General features: G+C 51.9%; 21 protein-coding genes. 11 read left to right on the top strand and 10 right to left on the bottom strand.

Features of this window, described 5'->3' with window-relative positions:
• The first annotated feature begins 319 nt into the window (after positions 1-319).
• Together ABTW62_RS04590 and katG are read left to right on the top strand one after the other, a co-directional pair.
• Positions 320-994, top strand: coding sequence for a hypothetical protein (locus ABTW62_RS04590; protein WP_430903405.1), 675 nt, complete (start codon positions 320-322; stop codon positions 992-994).
• 214 nt (positions 995-1208) lie between these two features.
• On the top strand, positions 1209-3431 hold the full coding sequence (gene katG, locus ABTW62_RS04585; RefSeq protein ID WP_430903404.1) for a catalase/peroxidase HPI: 2223 nt from the start codon (positions 1209-1211) through the stop codon (positions 3429-3431).
• Between the two features lie 32 nt (positions 3432-3463).
• Here the strand turns inward: katG and ABTW62_RS04580 are convergent, their stop codons facing one another.
• From ABTW62_RS04580 to ABTW62_RS04565, 4 genes are all read right to left on the bottom strand, one after another.
• On the bottom strand, positions 3464-3613 hold the full coding sequence (locus tag ABTW62_RS04580) for a hypothetical protein (RefSeq protein WP_430903403.1): 150 nt from the start codon (positions 3611-3613) through the stop codon (positions 3464-3466).
• Positions 3614-4048: 435 nt separating this feature from the next.
• On the bottom strand, positions 4049-4381 hold the full coding sequence (locus tag ABTW62_RS04575) for a hypothetical protein (protein WP_430903402.1): 333 nt from the start codon (positions 4379-4381) through the stop codon (positions 4049-4051).
• Between the two features lie 142 nt (positions 4382-4523).
• On the bottom strand, positions 4524-4970 hold the full coding sequence (locus ABTW62_RS04570) for a hypothetical protein (RefSeq protein WP_430903401.1): 447 nt from the start codon (positions 4968-4970) through the stop codon (positions 4524-4526).
• Complete coding sequence (locus ABTW62_RS04565; RefSeq protein WP_430903400.1) at positions 4970-5758, bottom strand: undecaprenyl-diphosphate phosphatase; 789 nt, start codon at positions 5756-5758, stop codon at positions 4970-4972. Before ABTW62_RS04565 ends, ABTW62_RS04570 begins: the two co-directional genes overlap by 1 nt.
• Before the next feature lie 49 nt (positions 5759-5807).
• On the opposite strand from ABTW62_RS04565, the gene ABTW62_RS04560 reads away from it, so the two are divergent.
• Entirely contained in the window at positions 5808-6257 is a 450-nt protein-coding gene (locus ABTW62_RS04560) for a transposase (RefSeq protein ID WP_430903399.1), read from the top strand.
• Positions 6258-6401: 144 nt separating this feature from the next.
• A complete protein-coding gene (locus tag ABTW62_RS04555; protein ID WP_430903408.1) occupies positions 6402-6593 on the top strand; it encodes a hypothetical protein in 192 nt (63 codons plus the stop codon).
• 142 nt (positions 6594-6735) lie between these two features.
• On the opposite strand, the gene recN is transcribed toward ABTW62_RS04555, so the two are convergent.
• Together recN and ABTW62_RS04545 are read right to left on the bottom strand one after the other, a co-directional pair.
• Positions 6736-8418 (bottom strand): DNA repair protein RecN, encoded by a 1683-nt coding sequence (recN, locus tag ABTW62_RS04550; protein ID WP_430903398.1) that lies wholly within the window; start codon positions 8416-8418, stop codon positions 6736-6738.
• A 9-nt stretch (positions 8419-8427) separates the two neighbouring features.
• Entirely contained in the window at positions 8428-9315 is an 888-nt protein-coding gene (locus ABTW62_RS04545; protein ID WP_430903397.1) for an NAD kinase, read from the bottom strand.
• A 397-nt stretch (positions 9316-9712) separates the two neighbouring features.
• Between ABTW62_RS04545 and hrcA the strand changes: the two genes are divergently transcribed.
• From hrcA to ABTW62_RS04515, 6 genes are all read left to right on the top strand, one after another.
• Positions 9713-10735: a heat-inducible transcriptional repressor HrcA gene (gene hrcA / locus ABTW62_RS04540; RefSeq protein WP_430903396.1), complete on the top strand. Its 1023-nt coding sequence runs from the start codon at positions 9713-9715 to the stop codon at positions 10733-10735.
• 33 nt (positions 10736-10768) lie between these two features.
• On the top strand, positions 10769-11857 hold the full coding sequence (gene hemH / locus ABTW62_RS04535) for a ferrochelatase (RefSeq protein WP_430903395.1): 1089 nt from the start codon (positions 10769-10771) through the stop codon (positions 11855-11857).
• 16 nt (positions 11858-11873) lie between these two features.
• Positions 11874-12668, top strand: a complete 795-nt coding sequence (locus ABTW62_RS04530; protein WP_430903394.1) for a sterol desaturase family protein — start codon at positions 11874-11876, stop codon at positions 12666-12668.
• Positions 12669-12887: 219 nt separating this feature from the next.
• Positions 12888-13583 (top strand): M48 family metallopeptidase, encoded by a 696-nt coding sequence (locus tag ABTW62_RS04525; protein WP_430903393.1) that lies wholly within the window; start codon positions 12888-12890, stop codon positions 13581-13583.
• Between the two features lie 238 nt (positions 13584-13821).
• Positions 13822-14691 (top strand): phosphoribulokinase, encoded by an 870-nt coding sequence (locus ABTW62_RS04520; protein ID WP_430903392.1) that lies wholly within the window; start codon positions 13822-13824, stop codon positions 14689-14691.
• Between the two features lie 66 nt (positions 14692-14757).
• The gene (locus ABTW62_RS04515) at positions 14758-16995 is read left to right on the top strand and encodes a UvrD-helicase domain-containing protein (protein WP_430903391.1); all 2238 of its coding nucleotides are present in this window, start codon (positions 14758-14760) and stop codon (positions 16993-16995) included.
• Positions 16996-17148: 153 nt separating this feature from the next.
• On the opposite strand, the gene ABTW62_RS04510 is transcribed toward ABTW62_RS04515, so the two are convergent.
• The 4 genes from ABTW62_RS04510 to ABTW62_RS04495 form a co-directional block, all read right to left on the bottom strand.
• The gene (locus tag ABTW62_RS04510) at positions 17149-17931 is read right to left on the bottom strand and encodes a BPSS1780 family membrane protein (protein ID WP_430903390.1); all 783 of its coding nucleotides are present in this window, start codon (positions 17929-17931) and stop codon (positions 17149-17151) included.
• A 291-nt stretch (positions 17932-18222) separates the two neighbouring features.
• Positions 18223-19167, bottom strand: coding sequence for a homoserine kinase (locus ABTW62_RS04505; protein ID WP_430903389.1), 945 nt, complete (start codon positions 19165-19167; stop codon positions 18223-18225).
• A 96-nt stretch (positions 19168-19263) separates the two neighbouring features.
• Complete coding sequence (locus ABTW62_RS04500) at positions 19264-19641, bottom strand: DUF2782 domain-containing protein (protein WP_430903388.1); 378 nt, start codon at positions 19639-19641, stop codon at positions 19264-19266.
• A 69-nt stretch (positions 19642-19710) separates the two neighbouring features.
• Positions 19711-20430: a TIGR00730 family Rossman fold protein gene (locus ABTW62_RS04495; protein WP_430903387.1), complete on the bottom strand. Its 720-nt coding sequence runs from the start codon at positions 20428-20430 to the stop codon at positions 19711-19713.
• A 15-nt stretch (positions 20431-20445) separates the two neighbouring features.
• Here ABTW62_RS04495 and polA point away from each other — a divergent pair, with 15 nt between their 5' ends.
• Positions 20446-23172, top strand: coding sequence for a DNA polymerase I (gene polA / locus ABTW62_RS04490; RefSeq protein ID WP_430903386.1), 2727 nt, complete (start codon positions 20446-20448; stop codon positions 23170-23172).
• Positions 23173-23201 lie beyond the last annotated feature (29 nt).

Here is a 23201-nt window from a genome sequence, read left to right as displayed (position 1 = left end):
GGCGGGACGTACCGGCCTGCTGGGATTCCCGCTGCTACTCTCCTATTGCAATAAATTTTAATCTTTCCTACGAAAGATTAAAATTTGGTAATTGACAATGGCAAGACCGTTAAGAATTGAACTCTGGTGGTTTGTATCATTTGATCCCATGTTGTGTGCATAGGTACGCGCACGTATTTTATTTGTCGACATATTTCATTAATGTATTCTGACGAAGAATTATGACGATATGATTTTGTATCGATCCTGTCGTTAATTTTTTTCTGATAAATCTTAATTGGCAGGCATGCCGGGTTAGAAATTGCTGATGAGGTGACTCATGTGTAACCCAGATGAAAAGAATGGCGGGCATACCCACACCAAGGATACGCGCGATCGAATTGCAATATGCGTGATTTATGGCTCCCTTCTCTTTCTGTTGGTTCTGGCGGCCATGGCTATTTTAGTAGTAGCCATATATGACCAGGATGCCTTAAAAGAGATATCGCAGAATGTCTTTAACGGTTTACTGCCGTTGTTTGGCGCGTGGGTTGGGGCTGTGCTGGCCTTCTATTTTTCAAAAGACAATTTTCAGGCTGCCAGCAAATCTGTCCGGGATACAGTTCGAGAATTTAATCCACAACTCGAGAAACTGCGACGTCGCCAGGTCAAAGATGTCATGGTGCAGATCAGTGCTATCAAGCGCATTAAGCTGGGGCTAAAGTCAGGTGAAGAGAAGTTAATGATAACAACACTGGTCGATTTCCTCAAAGAAGCTGCAGTGTCGCGCATACCGGTGTTCGACGAGAACAATGTGGTCCGCTATGTCCTGCACCAGAGCATGTTCTACAAGTTCATCGTCATGAAGAGCATGGAACCGGGTGAGGTTTTTCAGTGCGACAAAGCCACCTTGCAAGATTTTCTGCATTTTAAGGGGATGAAGGAGATGGTTGCAAACACGTTGACGTTTGTGGCGGTTGACCGCAACCTAGGAGGCTGTCCGAGAATAGACTGATCTACTGCGGACGAGCCTGATTGGCTGGATTTTACGATCCTTTTCGTTAAATAGAACGACTATTCGCCTCAAATGATCGAAAAATCCAACTCAACCAGCCGCGCCCTCGCTACGATCGCTATTCTCGGACAGCCTCCTAGCCGGTGCCAAGAGCAAGACTTAACGTTCAGCACATATATTTCATATAACTGACAATAAGGAGCAGAGGTGTGCCATGAAAACCAAACAGATTTTTCTGGTTTCCGCATTGACGGTAGCCATATCGGCAGCATGGGTAACCAACCTGGTTTACGCCGAACAGCAACCGACCATGAATAGCTTTTGGTGGCCGGAGCAATTGGATCTGAAACCGCTGCGCCAAAATGCAGCCGAGTCCAATCCGTACGGCAAAACGTTCAACTATGCCGAACAATTCAAAACCCTCGACCTCAAAGCGGTAAAAAAAGACATCGCAACTGTATTGACATCCTCCCAACCTTGGTGGCCGGCAGATTACGACAATTACGGGCCACTTTTTATCCGCATGGCTTGGCACAGTGCTGGTGTATATCGCATCTTCGATGGGCGCGGTGGTGCGTCCGGGGGGCAGCAACGCTTCGAACCTCTCAACAGCTGGCCGGATAACGTCAATTTGGATAAGGCTCGGCGCCTGTTGTGGCCGGTCAAACAAAAATACGGTGCCAAGCTTTCCTGGGCCGATTTAATGGTGCTGGCCGGCAACGTGGCGTTGGAAGAGATGGGCTTCAAAACGATAGGCTTTGCGGGCGGCCGCGCGGACGATTGGGAAGCCGAGATCGTCAATTGGGGCCCGGAAAAGCAATTTCTTGCCGACGAACGCCATGATGAAAAAGGTGAATTGGCGAAACCGCTGGCGGCCGTGCAGATGGGGCTGATCTACGTCAACCCGGAAGGGCCTGGCGGCAACCCCGACCCATTGGCGGCAGCCAAGCATATTCGCGAAGCCTTCGCTCGTATGGCGATGAACGACGAAGAAACGGTAGCTTTGATTGCCGGCGGGCATACTTTCGGTAAGGCACACGGCGCGCACAATCCGGAAGAGTGCCTCGGCAAGGAACCGGCCGCCGCCGGCATCGAAGAGCAAGGCTTAGGTTGGGCCAACAAATGCGGTACCGGCCACGGCGCTGACACTGTTACCAGCGGTCTTGAGGGTGCCTGGTCGACCAACCCGGTGCGTTGGACGCATGACTTTTTAACTTGGTTGTACACTTTCGATTGGGAAACAACCAAGAGCCCGGCCGGCGCAACGCAATGGATTCCCAAGGACGGCAAAGGCGATAACTTTGTTCCGGACGCGCACGACCCGACTAAACGCCATGCGCTGATTATGTTTACGACGGATATTGCGTTGAAAATGGATCCCGAGTATCAAAAAATCTCCAAACGCTTTTTGGATAATCCCAAGGAATTCGAAGTGGCATTTGCCAAGGCGTGGTTCAAGCTGACCCACCGCGACATGGGGCCTAAGGCCCGCTATGTCGGCACCGAAGTACCCGCCGAAGATTTTGTCTGGCAAGACCCTATACCGAAAGTCGATCACAAGTTGATTGACGCGAAGGACATCGCCAAATTGAAGTCGATCATTTTGGCCTCGGATTTGACGATTCCGGAATTGGTCAAAACCGCTTGGGCTTCGGCGGCGACCTTCCGCGGTACCGACATGCGAGGCGGCGCCAACGGCGCGCGGATTCGATTGGCGCCGCAGAAGGATTGGGAAGTCAACGATCCTACCGAACTGGCCAGGGTATTGGCTCGTTTGGAAAAGATCCAAAGCGACTTTAACCGCACGCTGAAAGGCGGCAAGAAGGTGTCGCTCGCCGACGTGATCGTGCTCGGCGGTTCGGCGGCGGTGGAAGAAGCCGCGAAGAAAGCCGGTGTCAAGGTGCAAGTTCCGTTCAAACCGGGCCGTATGGATGCCGCACAAGAACAAACTGATGCCAAATCTTTCGAAGTTTTGGAACCCAAAGCCGACGGCTTCCGCAACTTCTTCGGCAAGGATAATGCGCACAAACCAACGGAAATGCTGGTCGAGCGTGCGAATTTCCTGACCTTGAGCGTACCCGAAATGACAGTGCTGGTCGGCGGCATGCGGGCGTTGGATGCGAACGCCGGCCATTCCCAGCATGGTGTATTTACCAGTCGGCCGGGCACCTTGACCAACGAATTCTTCGTGAACCTGCTCGATATGTCGACCCAATGGACCAAATCGGCAACCGAGGGCATTTATGAGGGCCGGGACCGCGCTACCGACCAAGTTAAATGGACGGCTACGCCGGTCGATCTGATCTTTGGCTCCAACTCCGAGTTGCGCGCGGTGGCGGAAGTCTATGCCTCGGACGATGCAAAAGACAAGTTCGTGCAGGACTTCGCCAATGTCTGGGCCAAAGTGATGGATTTGGATCGTTTTAACATGCGCTGACCCAGCTTGTCAGGAACCCAATTTGACTGCAATCATACACAAAAGGGTTCAAGTCTTGGTGCGGCTTGGCAATGCCGTGTAGTCGAGCGGGTGTGAATCCCGCCCTGGTAGCCGCTAGGAGGCTGTCCGAGAATAGCGATCGTAGCGAGGGCGAGGCTGGTTGAGTTGGATTTTTCGATCATTTGAGGCGAATAGTTGTTCTATTTAACGAAAAGGAACGTAAAATCCGGCCAATCAGGCTCGTCCGCAGTAGATCAGTCTATTCTCGGACAGCCTCCTAGCCACAGGCCAGGTATCGAGCCTTGCAGGTGTGGCAGTAATGACATGCTTGATGCGTAGGCACGAAAGCAGGCGAGGTGCAAAGGTAACGGGTAATGCCGACCCTGAAGGTGATGAAGTCCCGAAATGACCGTGTTGGAGCGGGTCGATGGTTTCAAGACGCCAGCAGGCAACAGTTTCACCAGCGCATTGGCGAGCCGGTGGAATCCACCCGGGATTAGATGGCCGCGTCGAGCCCGACTCCGGTTATCCAGAAAACTTTAACTTGTTGAAAAATTGGGGATGTTTGATATGGGGTCACGAACTTGGGTTAAAAAGCTGAGATATAATATTTTAACTCAAGACCTGACCCCTTCTTGGTTGCGCCAGGAGAGCCTGCAAACCGAAAAGCTGATTACATTGATGGCACCCCACGCTGTCGAACAGAACAAATCCACAGAAAATCCGGAGTAATCCCAGCCAAGGTGTGTTGGGCTGGAACACTGCCATGCCTCCCTCGGCCTGAAGCGCGCTTTTAAGCCACAAAGCAAGGCGTTGCCGCCCTGATCATCTGGTTTGGGAGCTGTAAAATTCAGCTTGAGCGCCAGTATCTGCTGGACCAGTTGGGATAAGCTCCAGTGCTTGCTGTAGTGATATCCTTTGCCCACACCACGCATCGTGGTTCGTCCCATCGTTTGGCGAAGCTATAAATCGAAGAGCCGGATGGCTAATCGTGCCTGTCCGGATCTGTGAGGAACCAGCGCGGGTAACCGCCCGGTCGACCTGATCGATAATACTATTCAGCTGTCAGTAAAGTGATCAATAAAATTTCGCTCAAAAATTCATGATTGCAGGTCTTGCTGCCTTCTTTGCAATTAATTCCACTCTGACCCCGAATATACGTACCGCCAGGATCAGCTCACCCAGCTTGTCGATCGCATCCATCACATCCTGCTCGGCCTGTTCCAGTTCGGGGCCATGGACACTGTCGTACACCACCTTGGCCACCAGGGCGATCAAACCGGAGAGGATGGTGAAACTGATGAAGTAGATCAGCAGCTCGGTGGATGGTGGTTTGCCAAAACCGATGTAATAACCGCCATACAGGCCGATCGCCGTTACCGGCCCGGCAGTCCAGGCCAGCTTGAGCAGGCTGCGCGAGATACGCACCTGACGCACCGCCTTGACGAATTGATCGCGCCGCTCACTGTCCTCGCGATCCAGCCAGACACTGCCTGGCCTGGCCGCACGCTCCTTGCGCCAACGCTGCAACCAGGCCATCACCAGAAGATCACCAGCAATACGGCACCCAACAACAGCCGGTAGATCACAAACGGTAGCATACCGATGCGCTCCAGCAGCTTGAGAAAGTAATGGATGCACAGATAAGCGGTCAGCCCGGACAGCAGCGCGCCGCCAATCAACACCGACCAATCCACCGCTGTGCCAGCCTGTACCAGCTTGATGGTGTAGAGGCCGCCCGCCAGTAGGATCACCGGGATCGACAACAGAAAGGAAAAACGTGCCGCCGCCTGGCGGCTCAGTCCCAGCATCAGACCGGCGGTGATGGTAATCCCCGAGCGCGAGGTGCCGGGGATCAGCGCCAGCGCCTGGGCAAGGCCGATAAACAGGATGTCCTTCCAGCTAATGCTGTGTTCATCCCGTTCGCGCTTGCCAATCCGATCGGCCCACCACAACAGCAGGCCAAACAGGATGGTCGCCACCGCCAGCACCAGCGGCGAACGCAGCGAGGTTTCGATTACAAGCAGGCCGGCCAATCCGACCGGGATGGTCCCCAGTCCCACGGCCCAGAACAGATTGCTGTCACCCACCTGGCGACGCTGTGCGATCGAGGCGAAGCCATCACCCAGGATTACTCGCAGCTCGCGGTGAAAATAGGCCACTACCGCCGTCAGGGTGCCCACGTGTACCGCCACGTCGAAGGCCAGACCCTGGTCCTGCCAGTCGGTCAGTACCGGCACCAGGATCAGATGGGCCGAGCTGGAGATCGGCAGAAACTCGGTCAGACCCTGCACCACCGACAACACCAGGATTTGCAGCCAATCCATTCAGAACACCCCTACAGAACATTCCATCATAGCGGACACAGAGAACACGGTGTATTTTTCGTACAAGTACCCCGGCATCGTGAAATCACCTCCACGTCATTGCGCACCGGCACACCTCTGCGTCTCTGCGGTAAACAAGCTTTTAGCGTTGCTCGGCGATGATCTGCGCATAGCGCCCCAACTTCATGATGCGACTGTGAACCACCGAAAAACCAATGCACATGGCTTCAGCTTGCACACCGGAGTGCGTTGTGCGATGAATCAGCGCAAAGAATTGGAGCACCTGTGCCGTTACATCACGCGACCGGCGATTGCCAATGAACGGCTGACACTCAATGATGCTGGGCAGGTGGTGCTGACGCTAAAGACGCCTTATCGGGATGGCACGACGCATATTGTCATGTCGCCGTTAGAATTCATGCAACGCCTGGCCGCGCTGATTCCCCGGCCAAGACTGAACCTTATCAGCTTTAACCCAAGTTCGCAGCTTTTTCCTTAAAAAACACCCAAAATCCCCCATTTTCGAACTGAATCAGAGAAAAATTCTTTTATAATCAATGGCAGTTATTTCCACCAAGCGATGTAGTGCCATTTTTTATGTTTTTATCTTGACTTTTCCATGATTTTATTGCATGCTCCAGGCATGTATATCCGCAGAACCAAGACTAAATCTCTTGATCAGGGAGAAGGCTACTACACCTACCGCATCGTTGAATCGGTCCGTATCGGCCAACAGGTCAAACAACGCACACTGCTCAATCTGGGCAAGGATTTTGCCGTGGATCCTGCGCACTGGCCATACCTGACGGACCGAAAAATACGGGGTCACGTCTAACATTTCAACATTTGTCACGGTTATTTTGCTTAAATCGCAGCACAGCTGGACGGTGTGAAAATAGCAGCGCTGCGCAATGACGCAATGACGCAATGACAATATGTTAGTCATGCAAAATAGCGATTGGGCAAGATTTCCGGGATTATGGTTCGCTCGGCCGGTTGTTTTGTAACATTTCTGCCGCATGTGTGCGTGTGACCGAAGTGATTGTTTCGCCTCCCAGCATACGGGCGATTTCCTCGATTCGTGCTGGCAGGTCCAGATTCAGAATATGTGTGGTGGGTGAGGATGCGGTTTGGGTGCCAGTAGCTTTGGACACTCGCCAGTGTTGATCGCCCATGGCAGCTACCGGTGCTAGATGGGTGATGCACATCACTTGACGCGATTGGCCTAATTGTTTGAGCAGCTTCCCGACCTTTTCCGCTGCTTGCCCTCCGATGCCTGCATCGACTTCATCAAAAATCAGCGTGGGTGTGATGCCGCTTTGACTGGTAATGACCTGGATTGCAAGACTGATTCGCGACAGTTCACCACCAGATGCTGCTTTGTTCAATGGACGCAGGGGCAAACCAGGGTGCGCTGATACCTGGAACTCGATTTGTTCCAGGCCATGTTGGCCGCCTTTTGGCAATGCTGTCAAAGCAACATCGAAACGGCCACCGGCCATCGCCAGGGTTTGCATGATTTCTGTCACCGATCTGGATAGATTGCTGGCAGCGGCTTGGCGCGCTTTGCTTAATGTGCCCGCAAGACGTTCATATTCGTTCCAGGCAGCCTGTTCGGCGTCGATGAGGGTTGAGCCGTCGACAACGCCTTCCAGTATCTGTAGCCGTTGTTGTGCAGCTGCCAGCAGCTCGGGGATGGCTTCGGGGCTGACGCGGTATTTGCGCGCCGTCCCGTGAATGGCTGCCATACGGGCTTCCACTGTTTGCAAGTTTTGCGGGTCCAGATCCAGGCGCTGCTGGTAATGTTTTAATTCATAGGCGGCTTCTTGCAGCTGGATCTGTGTCGATTCCAATTGGGCACAGATGGGTTCGAGTGTGTGATCGATGTCGATCAATGCCTGTAGACGGCTAGTCACTGAGCTGATCTGGGATAATGCGGCCGTTTCTCCTTCCGACAAGGTTTCCAGGCTATATTGTGCGGCTTCCAGTAAGCTTGCAGTATGCGCCAACCGGTTATAGTCAGCCTGAAGCGCTTGCCAGTCTTCTGCTGAGAAATTCAGGGAAGACAATTCCTGCAGCTGCCATGTCAGGTGCTCATGTTCCTGCAGGCTTTGAGAGCGGTGCTTTTCCCAGGCAAGTCTTTGGCGATGAAGCGCCTGCCAGTGACGGTGAGCGGCTGCCACTTGCCGGGCGAGCTCGGTTTTGCCGGCCCAGGCGTCAAGCAGCTCACACTGTTTCTGGCTTTGTAATAATGATTGATGGGCATGCTGCCCATGGATATCGATCAGCCACTCGCTCACGGTACGCAGTTGCTGCAGGGTGACCGGGGTGCCATTGATAAAATTACGTGACCGCCCGTTGGCTTCAATTACCCTGCGGAGTATGCAGCTGTCCGGTGTTTCATCTAGCGCATTGGCTTGTAACCAGGCTTGGGCTGCAGGAAGCGCGTGCAGGTCGAATTCTGCGGTGATTTCCGCGCGTTTGCAGCCATGCCGGATTTGTCCGGATTCGGCCCGCCCACCCAATGTGAGTACTAATGCATCAATCAGAATCGATTTGCCGGCACCGGTCTCGCCGGTGAGTACGGTAAAGCCGGGTTTGAAAACCAGCTCTATGTGATCGACAATAATGAAATCACGGATAGACAGGCTCAGAAGCATGGTTGCCGATCAGCCGCCGTTTTTCTGGAGAATTCCGCTCCAGCCAAGCTTTTCTCGCAGCATACGGTAATGGCTGTAATGGATGGAATGCATCAGCCTGACTGTTTCCGGGTAGCGCCGCACCACGACCCGGTCATGTTCCCCGAGGTCAAACCAGGAATGACTGTCGGCGTAGATTTTGGTTTCGGTCGTATAATGAACCTTGATATCAACTACCGCATCGGCACCGACCACGATGGGACGATTGCTCAGGGTATGCGGGCAGACCGGTACTAGCGTTATCAGATCGAGCCCTGGATGCAGAATCGGTCCGCCAGCCGAGAGAGCATAGGCGGTAGAACCGGTGGGTGAGGCCACGATTAAGCCATCCGAGCGCAGTGAATAAACATATTCATCGTTAATGCGAACTTCAAACTCAATCATGCCGCTACTCACGCCGCGGTGCAGCACGACATCATTGAAAGCGAGTTCCTTGTAAACGCATTCCTCGTTGCGCATCACCTCGGTTGCCAGCAGCGTGCGGTTTTCTACAACGTACTGGCCTTCCAGCATCGTGGCCAGCGTGTCATACATGGTATCGACAGTCAGATCTGTCAGGAATCCCAGTCGCCCTTGATTGACTCCAATCAAGGGTACATTGTATGAAACCAGTGCGCGGGCAATATTGAGCATTGTGCCGTCACCTCCGATCACGACCGCCAGGTCGGCCTGTTTGCCAATTTGTTCCAGGGTCAAGGCTGGATAGGCAAGATCCTCGATATGGGCGGCAGTCAGGACATCCAGCACCACGTTGAAATCTCGCTCAGAGAGAAATTGTGCCAAATTTAGCAAAGGTATCGTAATATCCGGGTTTTTGTGCTTGCCGATCAATGCAATTGTTTTGAATGGGATGGCCATCTGCCTTTGACTTTGAAATAAATCCGTTTATTAAAATTAATGGTCAGGAATTGCCACCGGGAGGATCTCGGTGGGTACTTCCAAGGAGGCTGTCCGAGAATAGACTGATCTACTGCGGACGAGCCTGGTTGGCCGGATTTTACGATCCTATTTCGTTAAATAGAACGACTGTTCGCCTCAAATGATCGAAAAATCCAACTCAACCAGCCTCGCCCTCGCTACGATCGCTATTCTCGGACAGCCTCCAAGTGGGGCACAAATTTAAGAATATTAACGCAGCTGCTACTAAAGGTAAAAGTAAGTTGAAAAATGTTAAATGTGCCCTTATCTAAAACTCGAGCAATTTTAGCTTCGTGGTCAACTCATCTGACGGCACCTATTGGTGTAGAATAAACCGATGCTCAACGAACGTGCAAAAATACTACTTAAAACTTTGGTTGAACGTTATATCCATGAGGGACAACCAGTTGGTTCGCGTTCGCTCGCCAAATTTTCAGGTCTGGATCTCAGTCCAGCCACAATCCGCAATGTGATGACCGATCTTGAGGAGATGGGCCTTGTCTCCAGTCCACATACCTCTGCTGGGCGCATGCCGACAGCACTTGGCTATCGTTTCTTTGTCGATTCCTTGCTGATCGTCAAATCTTTGGATGAGGCGCAAATTACTACTCTGACCAATCAGATGCATCCGGACAATCCATCACGGCTGGCCAATGTCACTTCACAGTTGCTTTCAGATCTGACACAGTTTGTCGGGGTGGTCATGACGCCCAGAAGAGCAGGCGGGGCAGTGTTCCGGCATATCGAGTTTATGGCATTGACCGAGAAACGCATCCTGTTGATCCTGGTGACGCCAGAAGGTGATGTTCAGAACAGGATTATTTTTACTGATTCGGTCTATAGTCAGTCTGACTTGATAGAGGCCGGAAATTTTCTCAACCAGAATTATGCAGGCTGCACCCTTGAAGAAATCCGTGCCCGCTTGCAGAGCGAACTGCTGCAATTGCGCCATGATATGACTCACCTCATGAATGCGGCGATTGAGGCCGGCAGCGATGCTTTCCGCGAGAGTAGTGAGACTGTGGTCATTTCCGGGGAGCACAAGCTTCTGGATATCCGTGACTTGTCCGAGAATTTGGCCGGCCTGAAGAAGTTGTTCGAGCTGTTCGAGCGGAAATCAAAATTGCTGCAGCTGATGGAGCTGAGCCGTCAGGCGCATGGTGTGAAAATCTTCATTGGCGGCGAATCTGATGCCACCGTGCTGGAAGAAGTGAGCGTGGTGATGGCTCCGTATGAAATAGAAGGGGAAGTGGTTGGAACGGTTGGCGTGATTGGCCCGCGGCGCATGGCTTATGAACGTATTATTCCGATTGTTGATATTACTGCCAGACTGTTTTCGAGTAATCTGGCACAGCATTGAAGATCGATTTTCAATAATTATCAAAGTGAGCAAATGATGCGACCTGAACCTGCCTATCAACATGGCTCGATGAACCGGATCGGTGTGCTGCTGATCAATCTGGGTACCCCCGATGCGCCGACAGCCAAGGCTTTGAGACCCTATCTCAAGCAGTTCCTCAGCGAGCCGCGGATTATCGAGCTGCCACGTTGGTTGTGGTGGTTCGTTCTGAACGGTATTATTCTCAACACGCGTCCCAGGAAATCAGCGGAGAAATATGCGCAGATTTGGATGCCGGAGGGCTCGCCCCTGAAAGTACACACCGAGCGCCAGACTGAATTGCTGTTGCAATCGCTGGAAGAGCGTATCAAACCGGCCCCGGTGGTGGAATATGCCATGATGATCGGGACGCCATCGATCGCAGAGAAATTGCAGCGGATGAAGGAAAGAGGATGCGATCGCATTCTGGTTTTGCCGCTGTTCCCGCAATATTCCGCCAGCAGCAGTGGCTGTGCAATGGATGGTGTGTTTTCCGAGTTGCGTAGCATGCGGAATATTCCCGCTGTACGTACAGTGAAGCACTACCACGATGATGCCGGCTATATCGAGGCATTGGCCCAAAATGTTCGTGAATATTGGGACAAGCATGGCCAGCCGGATAAGTTGATCATGAGCTTCCACGGTGTGCCGCGCAAGACGCTGGACCTGGGCGATCCGTATCATTGTGAATGCCAGAAAACTGGCCGGCTGCTGGCGGAGGCACTAGCTCTTACGAGCGACCAATACCAGGTATGCTTTCAGTCGCGTTTCGGTTTCTCGGAATGGTTGGGTCCCTATACTTCCAAAACGCTCAAGGAGTTGGGCAGGCAAAATCTCAAGCGGGTCGATGTTGTTTGTCCCGGCTTTGTTGCGGATTGCCTGGAAACTCTCGAAGAGATCGCTATCGAGGGGAAAGCGACTTTCATCGAAGCGGGTGGAGAAGATTTTCATTATATTCCCTGTCTCAATGAGCACTCTGATTGGATCAAAGTTCTTGGCGACATCACTCACAGGCATCTTGCCGGCTGGCTGGATCAACAGGTTTCCGAGGAAGCCGCCGAACTGTCTCGCAAACTGGCGCTGGAGTTGGGTGCGCAGGAATAACCTGCAAATCTGAGCCATGCTGGCTGAGCAGGAAGCCCTGATCCGGGCGGGATGCTTTCTGGGCATCTTGCTCTTGATGGCATCCTGGGAAGTCTATGCGCCCAGGCGCAAGTTGGCCATTTCCAAATGGTTGCGCTGGCGTAACAATTTATCGCTGACGGTTTTGAATACCATTCTGATCAGGCTGGTATTTCCTGTTGCAGGAACCGGTGTGGCCGCTTATGCAGCTGACAATCAATGGGGCTTGTTCAATCAGTTTGAATTACCACTTTGGCTCATGGTTGGCTTAAGCCTGGTGCTGCTTGATCTCGTCATATATGGCCAACACCTCATGATGCATATCTATGCGCCGCTGTGGCGTTTGCATCGCGTACACCATGCTGATCTGGATATCGATGTCACCACTGGCGCACGTTTTCATCCTCTCGAAATGCTGCTTTCCATGCTGATTAAATTTATTGCAATAATTCTGCTTGGTGTTTCTGTTTGGGGCGTGCTGCTTTTTGAAATCATTCTCAATGCGATGGCCATGTTCAATCATAGCAATATTCGCTTGCCTGGCTCGATAGATCGCTACCTGCGAATTTTGATTGTGACGCCCGATATGCATCGGGTTCATCATTCAACTCTCCAGCATGAAATGCACCGTAATTTTGGCTTCAATCTCGCCATCTGGGACAGAGTGTTCGGTACCTATCGCGCACAGCCACAGGCTGGTCATGTGGGCATGACAATCGGTCTGGCCGAATGGCGCGATCCAGGTTCATGCAGCCGCCTGGCCAATATTCTCATGATGCCCTTTCGGTGGTGACCGGCTGCCTGCTCGGCGGGAGATTCATAAGGTGCTCATAATATTTGCTTGCTTTTTTATCCTTATATGATAGTTTTGACCGAGCAAACAACCTGATTCACTGGTAAACAATCTGATTTGGCTGCTACAAGCAAAATGAAGCTATTCTCTAATTTATGTTTGGCACTTATCCTAGCCGCTTGTGCGACGTCGCCTACGGGCAGAACGCAATTCGCATTCATGCCGGATGCCGAATTGAATAGCATGGGGCTGCAGGCCTTTGAAACGCTCAAACGAGAAAATCCAGTGAGTCGCAATGCAGCGCATATCGAATTTGTCCGTTGTGTCACGGATGCGCTTACCAGGGAAGTCGGCGGGGAGTGGGAGGTTGTCGTCTTCCAGGACCGTTCACTCAACGCATTCGCACTGCCTGGCGGGAAAATCGGTGTCCATGCGGGTTTGATTGACTTAGTGGATAACCAGCATCAGCTGGCAGCCATCATCGGCCATGAAATCGGGCATGTTCTTGCCCGGCATAGCAACGAGCGGATGTCCCAGCAAGTGGGTACGAAAATGGGGCTCACCCTCATTCAGGCTGTCACTGCGCCACAGACTGCCATGGGGCAGACGGCTATCGGCCTGCTGGGAGTGGGCGCGCAGTATGGCATCATCATGCCATTTAGTAGACTGCACGAAAGCGAAGCGGACATGATCGGCCTGGATCTGATGGCCAAGGCGGGATTCAATCCAGCAGAAAGCATTACTCTCTGGCAAAAAATGACCCAAGCCAGTCAGGGACCGCAACCTGTCGAGTTTCTTTCCACCCATCCTTCTCATGACACGCGTATCCAGGATTTGCAAGCCCGCTTGCCGAGAGCGCTGCAGCTACAACAACAGGCGAATGCTGCAGGAAAGAACCCTCGCTGCTTCAAGTAATCACACTTGAGCAGAAGCTATCGATTCTATCGAACAATCCTTTATTCTTTTCTAATTCGTAGCGGGAAGTGATTTATGCCAAGAAAACTATATGGTGTAAACTTCTTTTTGTTCAAAGAGTTATAGAATACCCACCAAGAACGGTCTAAAAACAAGTATCATTCGCACTACATTTATACGCAAGCCGTTATATTAATATTCCTAATTGACCGTATTATATTCAAGGAGATAGCAACAAATGTCGCAAAAGCACCCTGTTATCGCCGTGACCGGATCGTCCGGCGCTGGTACATCCACAGTCAAAACCAGTTTTGAGCATATTTTTCGCCGCGAGCAACTGAAAGTGGCTGTTGTGGAAGGGGATAGTTTTCATCGTTACGACCGGGAAGCCATGAAGCAGGCGGTTGAAGCGTCAGAGAAAGGGGGAGGGCGGCCAATCAGTCATTTCGGTCCGGAAGCAAATGAATTCGAGAAACTGGAAACGCTCTTCAGAGAGTATGGCGAAACGGGTTCTGGTCAGACACGCTTATACTTGCACAACGATGAAGAAGCTGCACCCTACAATCAGAAGCCAGGCACCTTTACGCCCTGGAAATCTATCCAACCGGGCACGGATTTGCTGTTCTACGAGGGCTTGCATGGGGGGGTAAAAAGCGACACCGCCGATGTGGCTCAATTTGTGGATCTGCTGGTGGGCGTGGTGCCCATCGTCAACCTCGAGTGGATCCAGAAGATCTATCGGGATACAGCGGCAAGAGGCTACTCTGCCGAAGCCGTGACGTATACCATTTTGCGTCGCATGCATGATTATGTGCATTACATCACGCCGCAGTTCTCGCGCACGCACGTCAATTTCCAGCGTGTGCCAACGGTAGATACTTCCAATCCTTTCATCGCGCGTGAAATTCCCTCGTTAGATGAAAGCATGGTTGTCATTCGCTTCCGTGATTATCATGGTGTGGATTTTCCCTTTTTACTCAATATGATCGGCGATTCTTTCATGTCCCGTCCGAACACGATTGTCGTGCCGGGTGGCAAAATGGGCATGGCGATCGAACTGATTCTGACACCTCTGATTCTGGATCTGGTCGCAAAAAGCAAAAAGTAAAATTCATGGTTTTCCTGTTTCAAGTGGGTTGTTGTGCAGGGAAATTCGAATATTGCTTCCATTCATATGACATCGTTACTTTCCGGCCTGAACCCGGAACAGCTCGAAGCCGTCACCTGGCCACACCATTCCGCATTGGTGCTGGCGGGTGCCGGTAGTGGCAAGACGCGGGTACTGACTACCCGTATCGCTCATTTGCTCCAGACCGGTCAGGCGCATCCGCAAAATATCCTGGCTGTGACCTTCACCAATAAGGCGGCCCGGGAAATGATCACGCGCATTGCCGCCATGTTGCCTATCAATATACGCGGCATGTGGATCGGTACTTTCCATGGCTTGTGCAACCGGATGTTGCGTACGCATGCTGAGGATGCAGGGTTGCCCCAGGCTTTCCAGATACTGGATATGTCAGACCAGCTGGCAGTCATTAGGCGCATGTTGAAGGAACGTTCGCTGGATGAAAAATCATTTCCACCCAGACAGGTTCAGTGGTTTATCAACAATGCCAAAGAGGAAGGCTTGCGCGCATCCCGGGTCGAGACACAGGACAGTTACAGACGCAAGCTTGCAGAGTGTTATCAGATTTATGAAGGGATCTGCGCGCGCGAGGGTATTGTTGATTTTGCCGAATTGCTGTTGCGCAGTTATGAGTTGCTGAGCCGCAATGAGATTCTGCGTGATCACTATCGAGACCGTTTCAATCATATTTTAGTTGATGAGTTCCAAGACACCAATCGTTTGCAATACAAATGGCTCAAATTGCTGGCGGGAGCTGGTTCGCAGCAGCAGGCGGCTATTTTTGCCGTTGGTGACGATGACCAGAGTATTTATGCATTCCGGGGTGCGCATGTTGGCAATATGAAAGATCTGGAGCAGGATTTTTCGATTCCCAAAGTCATTAAGCTGGAACAAAACTATCGCTCACACGGCAATATTCTGGATGCAGCCAATGCATTGATCAGCCATAACGATGGTCGCCTGGGCAAAAATCTATGGACTGCTGAGGGGCATGGCGAGCCGGTTCGGGTTTATCATGCGATAACGGATATAGACGAAGCGGCCTTTATTGTGTATGAAATCAAGGCATTGCAGGCAGAGGGCCTGGCGCTTTCCAACATTGCGCTACTCTATCGTTCCAATGCCCAGTCAAGGATTCTGGAGCACAGCCTGTTTAACGCATCGATTGCGTACCGGGTGTACGGTGGTATGCGCTTTTTTGATCGGCAAGAAATCAAATATGCGCTTGCCTATTTGCGTATGATAGCTTTTCCGGATGATGACCACGCATTGTTGCGCATCATTAATTTTCCGGCGCGAGGTATCGGTGCCCGGACACTGGAGCAGCTGCAGGATGAGGCCGGTACCGCAGGCAGTAGTCTATGGCAGGCAGCACTGAGGCGATGTGATGGCGAAGCACAGGCGGCGGTACGCCGGGCAAATTCATCTGGAAAGGGTGTCGCCGGCTTCGTGCATCTCATACAGACCCTGCGACAGGCCTGTGCAGGCCTGTCGTTGCCTGAAATCGTTCACCGTGTGGGAGAGATTAGCGGCTTGATGGCGCATTATCAGGCCGAGCGCGAAGGCGCCGAACGATTGGAAAATTTGAAGGAATTGATCAATGCGGCAACGAGTTTCGTGCATGAGTCTGAGGATGATAGTCTGTTGGCTTTTCTTTCCCATGCTTCCTTGGAGGGCGGCGAACACCAGGCTGGCAGCTACCAGGACGCAGTTCAGCTGATGACTGTGCACGCAGCCAAGGGACTGGAATTTCACGCAGTCTTTATCAGCGGCCTGGAAGAGGGATTATTTCCTCATGAAAATAGCCGTCATGAGGCAAATGGCCTGGAAGAGGAGAGGCGCCTCATGTATGTAGCGATGACGCGCGCGCAACGACGCTTATATCTTAGTCACGCCCAGAGCCGCATGTTGCACGGGCAGACGCGAGTGAATGTGCCGTCACGATTTGCTGAAGAGATTCCCGATGATTTGCTAAAAAGGTTGCGGCCAAATTCCAGAGCGGACATCGGATCGCAGCCATTTTTTATGAATCCGGCACATGATTCCAGACATGTCCGTCGTACTGCAGGAAGCGCTGCGGGCAATGTGTCAACCCGGCCCGTGGCTGCTATGGCTGCGCATGCATCGGGTCTGCGGATCGGTCAACAGGTCTCGCACACGAAATTCGGGCCAGGTACCATTATTGACTACGAAGGGAGTGGAGCGGATATGCGAGTGCAGATTTGTTTTAGCCGTGCCGGCACCAAATGGCTTTCACTCGCCTATGCCAAACTGACACCTCTATGAGTGTTGCCAGCCCTGGTTTCTGGCCGGCCTGGATCTCCTGGATTGACTGTTACAACCGGCTGACTGAAGACAGGGTTAGGTCAACAGTTGGGTGCTTGTTGACCTAACCCTGTCTTCGCCGTATAGCGGTATCCCGGTCATCGGGATACCGGTTTAGCGCTGTTCTATCTGACTGACATCCTCTTTGTTCTCGTGCTCGTCTGGGGCGGGGTCTGTGCCGCTGTCCTCATCGTAGTGAAAGAGATCCTTGTAACTCACGTATACGGAGGCAAAGGTGACCGGGAACCATAAAATGAAGCCTAGTCCATAGGGTATTGATGCCAAAAAGGCAAGAAAAAGCAGCGTGATGAAATATATCTGGAAAGCAAAGATATTTCTCAGGCAGGCAAAAAAACTTTTGCGCATGGCAATAACGGGCGGCATATTCTCGAACATTACCAGCATGGGGGCAAACCAGACTGCCATTAACAGCGGGATGACGAGTAGCAGGGCAAATAGAAAGGCGGATAAGGCATCATCCATCACGGCAGGTAACTCACTCTCATCGAAACGCTTGCCATAGAGCCACATGTCGACGACAGCATCCCCTCCTAGCAGCATGAAAACACCAATGATCAGGACATCGCCGATCAGATAGAGTCCGCCTATCGTGATCAGTGCCGAGGTGTTTTTTTTGAAACCGACAAATAGGTATCCCAGATCAAGCTTACCGGTCAGATCCAGTTGTCTGCACCCGACCATGATGCCGGCCACAAAGACCGGCATGGTCAGTGTGCCCACAAAACTTCCCAGCAGCGGGATAAGGCCCAGCGTGGCACCGATCAGCAGGTAAGTAAAGCATAGCAATATCCAGTTGAGGGGGGCCTGGCGAAAAAAATAGAAACCGCTCACTATCCATTGTAATCCCTGTTTGCCGCGTACATATCGCGCATCCATCTGTATGTTCCTCCTGTAATGTAAAACGACTCATCTGCGAGCATTGATAGGTGTCAGGACGAGCCGGTAAGCAGAATACCTAGGAGGCTGTCCGAGAATAGACTGATCTACTGCGGACGAGCCTGATTGGCCGGATTTTACGATCCTTTTCGTTAAATAGAACGACTATTCGCCTCAAATGATCGAAAAATCCAACTCAACCAGCCTCGCCCTCGCTACGATCGCTATTCTCGGACAGCCTCCTAGAAACACAAATCATGTTTCTACCGTGTTTGAAAATCGGTTTCAGAGCTAGAGATGCGGCAACATGCTCGGGTTGGTCAAATGATATTCCAGAATTTTTCTAAAATGCGCTGGGTCTTTTTTGTGCGTCAATTCGCCTGGGCGAGGCAAATGATAATCATACAAGCGCGATATCCAGAAACGCAGTGCTCCGGCACGTAACATCTGCGGCCAGGCATGGCGCTCTTCAGCATTTAATGGACGGATGGTGTGATAGGCCACTATAAATGCCCGGGTGCGTGCCTTATCCAGCATTTCATTTCCGAGCATGCACCAGTCATTGACGGTAATGGCGAGGTCGTAGAGCAGCGCATCATTGCAAGCAAAATAGAAATCGATAATGCCACCGATGCCAGAAGATGTAAACAGAACGTTATCGCGAAACAAATCTGCATGAATGATGCCTTGCGGGAGCTTGTTCGTGGGGTGTGCGGCCTGATATCGCAATTCCATATCAAGCAACTCACGCTCTGCCGGCGTAAGAAAAGGGCTGACGCCTTGGGCCGTTGCCTGCCACCAGTCTGGACCTCGTGGGTTTTCATTTCGGTCCGCATAGGATAGGCCAGCCAAGTGCATCCTTGCCAGCATCGCGCCGATCTGGGCGCACTGCTTCTCTGTGGGGTGAAGCACGGACCGGCCTGGCAGGAAAGTGACGATGCAGGCGGGTTTATCGTTCAACCAGCTGAATAAAGCGTGATTGTGCGGCGCAATCGGTCTGGGGCAAGGAATACCATGACTGGAAAGATGTGCCATGAGATTGAGGTAAAAGGGCAGCTCGGTGTCGGTCAGTTTCTCAAACAGGGTGAGAATGTATTTTCCTTGTGTGGTCGTGACAAAGTAGTTGGTGTTTTCTATTCCTGATGAAATGCCCTGTAAATCGATTAATGTGCCCAGTGAATAATTGTGCAGCCAATGGCTCAGTTGTGTTTGGGTGACGGGAGTAAAAACAGACATGAATGGCGCAATGAAAAAAGCGTTAGCAGGTTAGAAGCAGCCGGTTTGGAACAATTTGGAAAGGCTTGGATTTTGTGCGCAGGCCATTGGAGAAAATCAGAAGCGATAAATTTCCCACATTGGAACACTGACATCGGACTCCATCATATCCCCCCGATGGGGGCCGCCAACGGTACCCCGGCGGTTCAGCAGATAATAAGGCTTGCCGATTCGTGGCGTAATTTTGATCATATAAAGCTGGCCATTGATACGATATTCTTCAATTGTTTCCTCTTCGCCCTCGCGTATGGTGATTTCAGGCTCCAGGGATGGATCAAGTCCCAGATCAGGCAGCGGTATGTCTTCTTCACTAGGGGGGTCAGGTAAATCGGGCAAAGGCACCAAATCATCGGGCTGTGGCCGGGATTGTGCCAGGACAGATGAGGTTGCCCAGATCGAACTGGCAAGAAGCAGGAGGATGGTCACCGATCTCATGCTGGTCACTCCAAAATATAGAAAATCGAAACAGGTTGTGGGTTATGGGGAAAGAGATCTGTGCCTATCCTAAAGATTCAGCTGAATGTCGCGTTCGGTTGCCGAGGGCTCAAACCCGGATGTTTCATAGTAGCGGAAGATCGCATCGACCACCTGGGTGGGTTCGTCGATGATTTGGATGAGGTCCATATCTTCTGGCGCGATAAAGTTTTCTGCCACCAGTACCTGACGAAACCAATCGACCACACCCTGCCAGAAATCCGAGCAGACAAGAATGATTGGCATCTTTCGGGTTTTGCCGGTTTGTACCAGCGTCAGCGCTTCCATCAATTCGTCGAGTGTGCCGAATCCCCCTGGCATGACGACATAGGCGGTTGCAAACTTGACAAACATATATTTGCGCGCAAAAAAATGGCGAAAAGTTTGGCTGATATCCTGATAGATATTGCGATGTTGTTCATGGGGCAGCTGAATGTTCAGTCCCACACTCGGCGATTTGCCTAAAAAAGCACCTTTGTTGGCTGCCTCCATAATACCCGGGCCGCCACCGGAGATAACAGAGAATCCGGCATCCGACAATTGTCTTGCAATCGCTTCGGTTAATTTATAATGTGGATGGTCGGGGTGGGTTCTTGCGCTGCCAAAAATGCTGACGGCCGGTTGGATGCATTCAAGTCGTTCTGTTCCCTCGACAAATTCCGCCATGATCCCGAAAACTCGCCATGATTCCTTGGCTGACCAAGGTTTTTCCAAGGTCAATGCATTAGCCAGTTTAGCTTGCAAGCTCATAAAGGTCCTTTTTTGATGAAAATGCTTTTGTTGGTCGACGGCTCTTCTTACTTGTACCGCGCTTTCCATGCTTTACCGGATTTGCGCAATCGTCACAATGAACCCACTGGCGCGATCTATGGCGTGCTGAATATGTTGCGTCGCCTGCACAAAGAGTACCACCCCGATTATAGCGCGTGTGTGTTTGACGCAAAAGGTAAAACATTTCGAGATGAGATCTACCCGCAATACAAGGCGCATCGTCCACCGATGCCGGATGACTTGTCCAGGCAGATTGCATTCCTGCATGAATGCATACGTGCAATGGGTTGGCCGCTCTTGATGGAAGAGGGTGTTGAAGCTGATGATGTGATCGGCACATTGGCCAGGCTTGCTGCCAATGAGCAAGTGCAATGCATTATTTCCACAGGCGATAAAGATATTGCTCAACTCGTGGGGCCGGGCATTCAATTGGTGAATACCATGAATAACGAGCGGCTGGATGAATCGGGGGTTCTTGATAAATTTGGCGTGACCCCTGCGCAAATTATCGATTTCCTGGCGCTAGTGGGCGACAGTGTCGATAACATTCCTGGGGTCGAGAAAGTGGGGCCCAAGACAGCAGCCAAATGGCTAAAAAAGTATGGCACGCTAGATAATCTGATTGCCCATGCCGATGAAATCAGCGGGGTGGTGGGCCAGAATCTACGCAAAAGCCTTCCCTGGCTGGAGACTTCCAGGAAATTGCTGGCTATCAAATGTGATGTGCCGCTGGACATTGACTGGCATGGCCTTGTGACCAACGCCATGGATACGGAAAAACTGGCGGCGCTCTACGAACGCCTTGAGTTCAAAAGCTGGCTGCGCGAGCTCAAGCAAACCCAGGCCGCGAATGACAGTGATCCTGTCATGCCTGACCCCGATCCTGCAGTCGTGCAGCCAGCGCGCACCGAATTGGATCTGGACTACCAGACCATCTTGACCGAGTCCCTACTGGATGAATGGTTGAAGCAGTGTGAACATGCCCAGCTGGTTTCGGTGGATACTGAGACAACCAGCCTGAATCCCATGGAAGCAAGGCTTGTGGGGCTGTCACTTTGCATACAGCCGGGCCAGGCGGCCTACTTGCCGCTTGCACATCATTATCCTGGCGTCCCGCAGCAGTTGGACAGTAAGCGGGTGCTGGAACGGCTGAGGCCCTGGCTGGAGGACCCCGATCAAGCCAAGCTTGGCCAAAACTTGAAATATGACAAGCATGTGCTGGCAAACCATGGGGTGACACTAAACGGAATTGTCCATGATACGTTGCTGCAATCCTATGTGCTGGAATCGCATCAGTCGCATGATCTGGATAGCTTGGCCACCCGTCATCTGGGCGTTCAGACTATTCACTACGATGAACTGACCGGCAAAGGCGCGAAACGTATCGGTTTTGAGCAGGTGGAGATTGACCGGGCCACGCGTTATGCCGCCGAAGATGCGGATATCGCATTACGCCTGCATCAGTTTTTGTATCCGGCCATCCGCAGCGATGACCAGCTTGAGCAAATTTATCGACAGATAGAGATGCCTTTGCTGGATATTCTGTTCCAGATCGAACGTCATGGCGTGTTGCTGGATGTCGATTTGCTGCGCGCACAAGGTAATGAGTTGGCCCGGCAACTGGCAGCGCTCGAACAGCAGGCCTATTCAATGGCCGGACATGCCTTTAATCTGAATTCGACTAAACAGATACAGGAAATATTGTTCGGACAGTTCAAATTGCCGGTTATCAAGAAGACGCCCAAGGGTGCGCCCTCTACCGATGAAGAGGTGCTTCAGCGGCTGGCATTAGATTATCCTTTGCCCAAGGTCCTGCTGGATTACCGCGGTCTGGCCAAGCTCAAATCGACCTATGTCGATAAATTGCCTCAAATGGTGAATCGGCAAACCGGGCGTGTCCATACGCATTATGCCCAGGCCGTGGCAGTGACCGGGCGCTTGGCAAGCAACGACCCCAATCTGCAGAATATTCCCGTCCGTACGCCTGAGGGCCGGCGGATTCGTGAAGCATTTATCGCGCCTGCAGGTTGGCAGATCATCTCTGCTGATTATTCCCAAATCGAATTGCGCATCATGGCGCATATTTCCCAGGATGCAGGACTGCTGCAGGCTTTTTCAGAAGGACAAGACATTCATCGTGCGACTGCTGCTGAAGTTTTTGGTGTGCCGGTCGAGCAGGTCAGTGCAGAACAGCGGCGTTACGCCAAGGTAATCAATTTCGGCCTGATCTATGGCATGTCGGAATTTGGATTGGCAGCGCAACTGGATATCGACCGCATGGCGGCGCGCACTTTCATCGATCGATATTTTGCCCGCTATCCGGGCGTGGCCGATTACATGCAGCGCACGCGAACCGAAGCCAAACAGAATGGGTATGTAAAAACCGTACTGGGGCGACGATTGCAATTATCGGATATTCGTAGCAGCCAGCACAATCGGCGCATGGGTGCGGAACGTGCGGCAATCAATGCACCCATGCAGGGTACGGCGGCCGATATCATCAAGCTTGCCATGATCGCCGTGCAGGGATGGTTGGTGCAGGCGCAACTGCAGAGCAAGCTCATCATGCAAGTGCATGATGAGCTGGTGCTGGAGGTTCCCGATAGCGAGGTTTTCCTGGTAAAGGAAAATCTGCCCAAACTGATGGAGAATGTCCTCGAGCTGGATGTTCCGCTGCGGGTCGAAGTGGGTGTGGGAAAGAATTGGGATCAGGCACATTGATTCAATTTATCAATTATTTATAGAAATAT

The sequence above is a fragment of the Nitrosomonas sp. ANs5 genome (genome assembly GCF_050584665.1).
Taxonomy (GTDB): domain Bacteria; phylum Pseudomonadota; class Gammaproteobacteria; order Burkholderiales; family Nitrosomonadaceae; genus Nitrosomonas.
This window is presented reverse-complemented; position numbering and strand designations above follow the sequence as displayed.